The organism is Mycobacterium sp. TH-M82, from assembly GCF_057473605.1.
Genome location: NZ_JBYCKY010000234.1, coordinates 1 through 1174, shown reverse-complemented (window position 1 = coordinate 1174; position 1174 = coordinate 1). Strand labels below are relative to the sequence as shown.

1 protein-coding gene is annotated in these 1174 nt (G+C 65.6%); it reads right to left on the bottom strand.

Annotated elements, in window-relative coordinates; genetic code table 11:
- On the bottom strand, positions 1–740 hold a 740-nt coding region (locus tag AC2VON_RS06900), incomplete at its 3' end, for a GNAT family N-acetyltransferase (protein ID WP_486952275.1).
- Positions 741–1174 lie beyond the last annotated feature (434 nt).

Sequence of the window (1174 nt, the reverse complement as noted above, 5' to 3'; positions counted from 1 at the left end):
GTGTCCCGCAGCGCGGCGGCCAGAGTCATGTCCGCGGCGGCCAACCGCGACGGGAATAGTTCGACGAACGGCCAGCACAGCCGGCCGGCGACAGCCTTGGCGAAGCTGGTCTTACCGGTACCCGGCGGCCCGAACAGGATGGCCGCTTTCGGCGGTGAGACCCCGTATCTTTGGGCAACGTCGGGCTCGGTGAGCGGCAGCACGATACGCCGCTCCACGACCTGCTTCTCTGCCTCCATACCCGCCACCGAGTCCCAGCCTGCACAGGGCATCACCTGCCCGCCGAGTTGGGCGAGCAGACCTGCATCCGAGCTGCCCACAGCGTCGACTTTCTCGAAATACGTCAGCGCGGCACGCTCCCGATAAGCGGGGTTCCGCAGCGCCGCGGTGCCGGTGGCCTCGGCCGGAAGCAACGCACCGATCCTCCGGACACCGAGAGTGCGCAGACGCAGCTCCAACTCCGCGAGCAAGGCGCTGCCGACGCCGTGGTTTCGCCACCTGTCGCCCAGTGCGAGCATCAAAATCCAGGCACGCTCGCCATCGAATTGAGCCAGCCCGGCGCCGGCGAGTTCCTCGCCCACAACGGCGACCACTGCCGGACACCCCGACCGGGCAAAGGACACCACCTCAGAAATCGTAAACACCGGCGGTGCCCCGTCGGTTTGACGGGACTGCTCCCAGATGGAGATGACCTGTTCGAGGTCGTCGTCGTGAAAGTCGCGAAGCCGCCACCCGGGCATGATCAACACCTCCATCTGACGCGACAACCGATGTTCACGGGCAGTGGACGCCGGCGGCTACCGACACCGCAAACCCACAGTGCACGCGACCGGACCGTTCAGCCGTCTAGGCGTAAGTCACCGTGTCATTATACCCCCATGGGTATCAATCCGCGGCTTTCGCAGTTATGCGGCGGCTGCGGCGCAGACCAGGGCGTAGTCGCGGATGTCAAGGGGCCGCGCACAATTGCGGCGTATACCCCACGCGGTATACCATGAGGGCTGGATTGTCCTGTCGACGGAGGAGCACCAATGGCACGAACCGTCATCCTCGGCGCCGGTATCGCCGGGCATACCGCCGCGCTGCACCTGCGCCGAATGCTATCCCGAAAGCACGAGGTCGTCGTGATCTCACCGCAGCCCGACTGGAACTGGATACCGTCGAACATCTGGGT